At 68.5% G+C, this 6,353-nt stretch carries 6 protein-coding genes; 5 read left to right on the top strand and 1 reads right to left on the bottom strand.

The features are described 5' to 3' along the window. Positions 1-114 precede the first annotated feature (114 nt). The 4 genes from lipB to KBZ15_RS16050 all read left to right on the top strand — a co-directional run bounded on the left by lipB (position 115) and on the right by KBZ15_RS16050 (position 4,892). The gene (gene lipB, locus KBZ15_RS16065; protein WP_255016204.1) at positions 115-795 is read left to right on the top strand and encodes a lipoyl(octanoyl) transferase LipB; all 681 of its coding nucleotides are present in this window, start codon (positions 115-117) and stop codon (positions 793-795) included. Further along, positions 792-2,366 carry a glycine betaine ABC transporter substrate-binding protein gene (locus KBZ15_RS16060; RefSeq protein ID WP_255016203.1) on the top strand — a complete coding sequence of 525 codons (1,575 nt, stop codon included), beginning with the start codon at positions 792-794 and terminating at the stop codon, positions 2,364-2,366. Before lipB ends, KBZ15_RS16060 begins: the two co-directional genes overlap by 4 nt. 76 nt (positions 2,367-2,442) lie before the next feature. Then, on the top strand, positions 2,443-4,383 hold the full coding sequence (locus KBZ15_RS16055; protein ID WP_255016202.1) for an AMP-binding protein: 1,941 nt from the start codon (positions 2,443-2,445) through the stop codon (positions 4,381-4,383). 68 nt (positions 4,384-4,451) lie between these two features. Next, positions 4,452-4,892, top strand: a complete 441-nt coding sequence (locus KBZ15_RS16050; RefSeq protein WP_255016201.1) for a YlqD family protein — start codon at positions 4,452-4,454, stop codon at positions 4,890-4,892. Positions 4,893-4,928: 36 nt separating this feature from the next. Here the strand turns inward: KBZ15_RS16050 and KBZ15_RS16045 are convergent, their stop codons facing one another. After that, a complete protein-coding gene (locus KBZ15_RS16045) occupies positions 4,929-5,060 on the bottom strand; it encodes a hypothetical protein (protein ID WP_255016200.1) in 132 nt (43 codons plus the stop codon). 233 nt (positions 5,061-5,293) lie between these two features. Between KBZ15_RS16045 and KBZ15_RS16040 the strand changes: the two genes are divergently transcribed. Continuing rightward, positions 5,294-6,353 (top strand): dihydrolipoamide acetyltransferase family protein (locus KBZ15_RS16040; protein WP_255016199.1); only part of this gene is annotated, 1,060 nt, incomplete at its 3' end.

The raw sequence follows: 6,353 nt of genomic DNA, 5'->3' as shown, positions 1-6,353 counted from the left end.
GGTGTACTCCCGGATGGCGGGAGTGACGTCAAGATTGCGGCCATGGATCAGCAGTTTCATCAGATGGCAACCGCCTCAGGTGCTCTTGTGCACCAACGCTAAGAACGGCTTGTGATAAGCCCCAACCTCGATGCAATCCTTTTTGAAGCGACGGGTCAGGTGCCGTTCGAACGGGCCTGGGCCGCCCAGCGCCAGCTGCAGCAGCGGCTGCTGGACCATCCCGAGGGCCCAGACGCCGTGCTCCTGCTCGAGCATGAGCCCTGCTACACCCTGGGCCGCGGCGCCTCTGAGGCCTTCCTACGCTTCGATCCCGCCGCCCCGCCCCTGCCCCTGCACCGCATTGACCGCGGTGGCGAGGTGACCCACCACGCCCCGGGCCAGCTGGTGCTCTATCCGGTACTGAATTTGCAGCGCCACGGCGCTGACCTGCACCTTTACCTGCGCCAGCTGGAGCAGGTGGTGATCGATGTGCTGGCAGGCCTGGATCTCCACGGCGAGCGGATCGATGGGCTCACCGGGGTCTGGCTGGAGGGCCGCAAGGTGGCGGCGATCGGCGTTGGGGCCCGGCGCTGGATCAGCCAGCACGGTCTGGCCCTGAATGTGGATGGCAGCCTGGCCGGCTTTGCTGCGGTGGTGCCCTGCGGCCTGGGCGATCGCGGCGTGGGGCGCCTGGTGGATTGGCTGCCGGGGCTCAATTCCCAGCAGCTGCGCCGACCATTGCTGGAGGCTTTTGCGAGTCGTTTTGGCCTGGTGCTGCGGCCCCCTGGCCCCCAGGAGGAGGTGTTCAAGCTGTGACTGCTGAGCTGGCCAGGGAAATTATTTTCCGCAGCGGCGAACATCTCGTTCTGGTGGCTTCCAGTGTGGCGCTGGCCCTGCTGATCGCCCTGCCCCTGGGGCTGGCGATTCAGGCGCACCCCCGCTGGCGCCGCCTGGTGCTGGGGCTGGCCAATGCCGTGCAGACGATCCCCAGCCTGGCGATCTTCGGCTTGCTGCTCACCGTGCCCCTGCTCGGTGGCATTGGTTCCACGCCGGCGGTGGTGGCCCTCACCCTCTACGCCTTGCTGCCCCTGCTGCGCGGACTGCTCACCGGGCTCCAACAGGTTCCGCCCGGGCTGAAGCAGGCCGGGCAGGCCCTGGGGCTCAGTGGCGGCCAGGTGCTGCGCTACGTGGAGCTGCCGCTGGCCCTGCCCAGCCTGATGGCGGGCCTGCGGGTGGCTGCCGTGATCTCCGTGGGGGTGGCCACGATCGGCGCGGCGATTGGTGCCGGTGGTTTGGGGGTATTCATCTTCCGGGGCATCGCCACGGTGAACAACACCCTGCTGCTGGCCGGGGCCCTGCCGGCGGCGGCCATTGCCCTGGCTGCCGATGCCTGCCTGGGTGCCCTCGAGACACACCTGACCCAGGGGTCGCGGCAGCCCCTCCAAAGGTCACGGCTATGGCAGTGGTTCCGGGAGTGGCTCCGGCGGCGGTGGGCCCTGGCGACGGCCCTGGCCGGCGCGGCCCTGCTTGCTATCGCCCTCGGCTGGCATCAGCTGGCCCCTCCAGGCCCTGCTGGCTCGGTGGTGATCGGGGCCAAGGGTTTTACCGAACAGCAGTTGCTCGGTGAACTGCTGGCCCAGGAGATCGAAGAACACACTTCGCTGCAGGTGCGGCGCGAATTCAGCCTTGGCAGCACCTTTCTCTGCCATGAGGCCGTGCGCCAGGGCCGGGTCGATGGCTACGTCGAATACACCGGCACGGCTTGGTCGGCGATCCTCAAGCAGTCCTCGGGCCCTGGCGCCAGCGACCGCGCCAACCTCTGGAACCGTGCTCGCCGGCTTTACGCCGAGCGCTACGGGCTGCGGATGTTCCCCTCGCTTGGCTTCGAGAACACCTTTGCGATTTTGATCCGCCGGGCCCAGGGGCAGCAACTCGGGCTCCAGACCATCAGCCAGGCGGTGCTGCCGGCCCGCGCTTGGCGGGCCGCCTTCGGCTACGAGTTTCTCAACCGGGGCGACGGCTACCCGGGGCTGGCGAGCCGCTATGGCCTGCGTTTCGCCGCGCCGCCTACGGCCATGGATCTGGGCCTCACCTACCGGGCCCTGGCCGACGGCCGGGTTGATTTGATTGCAGGCGACAGCACCAGCGGCCTGATTCCGGCCCTGAAGCTGCAGGTGCTTCTGGACGACCGCCACTACTTCCCCGCCTATGACGCGGTGCCCGTGTTCAACGCCGCAAGCCTGGAGCGCCATCCGGAGCTAGTGCCGGTGCTGGAGAACCTGGCGGGCCGCATCTCGGCCGTCACCATGCAACAGCTCAATGCCGCGGTGGATCTGGAGCACCAGAGCCCCGAACTGGTGGTGCGCCGCTGGCGGCAGGATCACTGAACAGGCCCCTTCCAGGCAGGATGGCGTGCGCCCCAGGGGTGTTAACACTGCGGCAAGCCCTACCGATTCCACCGCCGTGGCCCGCCCCATCCCTCCCGCCGAGATCCACTGGAGTGGTAGCCGCCGCGATCGCCGCGCCCTGGCCCAGCGCGACGACTGGAGCGGCATCACCGGGCTGGAGCAGCTCTGGCCCGTGCTGGCCGAGCGCCACGGCGATGCCCTGGCCCTGGAGGCTCCCCACGCCGCCACGCCTGAGCAGTTCAGCTACCGCCAGCTGCACCAGTGCATCGAGCAGGCCGCAGCAGCCTTCGCTGGCCTGGGGGTGGGCGACGGGGATGTGGTGGCCCTTTTCGCCGAAAACAGCCCCCGCTGGCTCCAGGTTGACCAGGGGTTGATGCGGGCCGGAGCAGCTGACGCGGTGCGGGGCAGCGCCGCCCCAGTCGAGGAGCTGCGTTACATCCTGGAAGACTCCGGTGCCAGCGGCCTGGTGGTGGAATCGGCGGCCCTGCTCGCCAAGCTCGCCCTCGCCGCTGAGGAGTGGGCCCGGTTGCGTTTCGTGTTGGTGCTGGAGGGGGAGCGGGGCGACGGGGTGCCGGCGGTGCCCTGCCTGGGCTGGGGCGAGCTACTCGAGCGGGGGGCGACGGCATTGGCCTGCGGCCGGCCGGCTCCGCCCCCGCCACGGGATGGGGCCCGCCTCGCCACCATCCTCTACACCTCCGGCACCACGGGGCAGCCCAAGGGCGTGCCCCTGAGCCAGGCAAACCTGCTGCACCAGCTGCGCCACCTGGGGGTGGCCGTGGCCCCCCGGCCCGGCGAGAGGGCAGTGAGCGTGCTGCCGATCTGGCACTCCTACGAGCGCAGCGCCGAATACTTCCTGCTTTCCTGCGGCTGCCGGCAGACCTACACCACCCTCAAGCAGCTGCGCGCCGACCTGCAGCGGGTGCGCCCCCAATATCTGATCAGCGTGCCGCGCCTGTGGGAGGCCCTGCTCACCGGCTTCGAAGATGCCCTGGCGGCCATGCCGGTGTCGCGGCAGCGGTTGCTGCGAGCTGCCCTGGCCAACAGCCGCGCCTTCGGGCAGAGGCGCCGCCAGGCCCTGGATCTCACCCTCACGCCGGAGAACTGGCCGGCGCGGCTGGGCGCGGCGGCGGTGGCCCTGCTGCGCTGGCCCCTGCACCGGCTGGCGGCGGCGCTGCTGTGGCCCAAGCTGCGCCAGCAACTGGTGGGTGGCCGGCTGCGCACGGCGATCAGCGGTGGGGGCGCCTTGGCCCTGCATGTGGATGGCTTCTTCGAGGCGATCGGTATCGAGCTGCTGGTGGGCTATGGCCTCACCGAAACCAGCCCGGTGCTCACCTGCCGGCGCAGCTGGTGCAATCGCCGTGGCAGTGCCGGCCAGCCCCTGCCGGACACTGAACTGCGGATCGTGGAAAGCGAAACCGGCATGCCCCTGCTTCTGGGTCAGCGGGGCCGGGTTCTGGCCCGGGGGCCCCAGGTGATGGCTGGCTACTGGCACAAGCCCGAGGCCACCGCGGCGGTGTTTGCCAAGGAGGGCTGGTTTGACACCGGCGACCTGGGCCAGCTACTGGCCGATGGCTCCCTGGTGCTCACGGGCCGGGCGAAGGACACGATCGTGCTCAGCAGTGGCGAGAACATCGAGCCCGGCCCCCTGGAGGAGGCCCTGGTGGCTAGCCCCCTGATCGAGCAGGTGATGGTGGTGGGGCAAGACCGCAAGCAGCTCGGCGGCCTGCTGGTGCCCAGGGCCGAGGCCCTGGCGGCCTTCGCCGCCGCCGCTGGCGATCTGGGCGATGGCGCCCTGTTGCGGGCCCTTGCGCGCGAGTGCAACCGGCTGCTGGCCTCGCGCCCCGGCTCCCGGCCTGAGGAGCGCCTGGCCGGCGTCGCCCTGGTGGAGCCCTTCACGCTGGAGAACGGCCTGCTCACCCAGACCCTCAAGCAGCGCCGCGATCGCATCGCTGAGCGGGATGCCAGCTGGATCGACGCCATCTACGCCCCTCGCTGAGGTGCGGCCAACCGGCCGTTGACCCAGGTGCGCCTGGCTGACAGCCTGGGCGCTGCTTTGCACTTCCCATGGCCGACGCCACCCTCACGATCAAGCGCAGCATCACCGTGCGGGCAGTGGTGACTCCCCGCTGGAAGGAGGACGCCGAGCGCGAGCTCAGCAATGCCATCGCCAACGTCGATGGTCAGCTTTCCCAGCTGGAGCAGGAGGGCCAGCAGCTGATCGATGAGATTCGCCGCCAGAGCGCCAATCCCCTCGACCCCCGGGTGCAGGAGCAGGTGGGGTCGGTGCAGGAGCAGGTGGCCAGCAAGCGGGCTGAACTGGATGAGCAGAAACGCCAGATGCTCGAGCAGCAGCGTCAGGTGCGCGAACTCGAGATGGAGCAGATCGTCGAGCAGGGGCAGATTGAGAGTTTCTGCGAGGTGCGGGTGGGCGACAACTTGGTGGAAAAACTGCAGGCTGCCGTGCTGGTGCGCGACGGCTTGATCGAGGCGATTGAGGCCAGCTGAGCCCGATCACCCTTGCCTGCTTGGGCGCCGTTACCCCTATTTCTTGCTGCCCTCCAGATTGGTGTCGGAGCTGTTCTGGTGGCCGTTGATGTGCTTCTCGCAGGCACTCGCGCTCAGACCCATAAGGACTGCCGTGGCGCTCAGGGCAAGCAGGAGCAGGCGTTTCATCGTGGGGCTAGGAGCTAATGGGAGCCTATCGGCAGATCGGTAATTGTGCCCGGGGTGTGCGGGGGTTCCCACCGGTGCTTGGGCGGCAGAGCGCTTGTGGAGATTGCCTTTGTGGGGTTTTCACGGCGTTTTAGAGTCCCCCCACACCCCCGGCTCTGACCCATCTCCCCTGTTGGAGAAAAGTTGGCACAAGGGTTGGAACACCTCTTCAAAAGGCAAGCGGGCACTGGTTTATGGCAACCCACGAAATCTTCATGCCCGCCCTCTCCTCCACCATGACGGAGGGCAAGATCGTGGAGTGGCTCAAGCAGCCCGGCGACAAGGTGGAGCGGGGTGAGTCCGTGCTTGTTGTCGAGAGTGACAAGGCCGATATGGACGTGGAGTCTTTTAACGAGGGTTACCTGGCTGCCGTTTTGATGCCTGCCGGCGGCACGGCTCCGGTGGGCGAGACCATTGGCCTGATCGTGGAGACGGAGGCCGAGATTGCCGCCGCTGCTGCCAAGTCACCGGTGGCGCCCGCTGCTGCTGTTGCTCCTGCACCCGCGCCTGTCCCAGTGGCGGCCCCAGCAGTTGCTCCAGCAACTCCCCAAGCAGTTGCTCCAGTAAAGGCTCCGGCAGTTGCCCCCGTAATTGCTCCCGTAATTCCCCCCGTAGTGGCGGCGCAGGCCGCCACGGCCAGCGGCCGGGTGGTGGCATCGCCCCGGGCCAAGAAGCTCGCCAGCCAGCTCGGCGTTGACCTGGCCGGCCTGCGCGGCAGTGGTCCCCATGGCCGGATCCAGGCCGACGACGTGCTGGCTGCCACCGGTCAACCGATCACGGTGCCCCGAGTGGCCGAGGGATCCGGCCCGGCTGTCATGGCTGCTGCGCTCGGAAATGGCGCCAGCTCACCGGCGCCTGCGCCCGCCGGTGAGGCCTTCGGGCGTCCTGGCGAGAGCGTCGGCTTCAACACCCTCCAGAACGCAGTCAACCGCAACATGGTGGCCAGCCTGGCGGTGCCCTGCTTCCGGGTTGGCTACACCATCACCACCACCAAGCTCGATTCCCTCTACAAGCAGCTCAAGCCCAAGGGCGTCACCATGACTGCCCTGCTGGCCAAGGCCGTGGGCGTGGTGTTGGCCCGTCATCCCCAGGTGAATGCTGCTACCACTGCCGATGCCAGCGCCATGGCCTATCCAGCTGGTGTGAATGTGGCAGTGGCTGTGGCCATGGAGGACGGCGGCCTGATCACACCGGTGCTCGCCAACGCTGATACAACCGACATCTATTCGCTGGCCCGCAGCTGGGCCGATCTGG

Origin of the sequence: Cyanobium sp. BA20m-p-22, assembly GCF_024346275.1 — a bacterium.
In the GTDB taxonomy this organism is placed as follows: Bacteria; Cyanobacteriota; Cyanobacteriia; order PCC-6307; family Cyanobiaceae; genus Cyanobium_A.
This window is presented reverse-complemented; position numbering and strand designations above follow the sequence as displayed.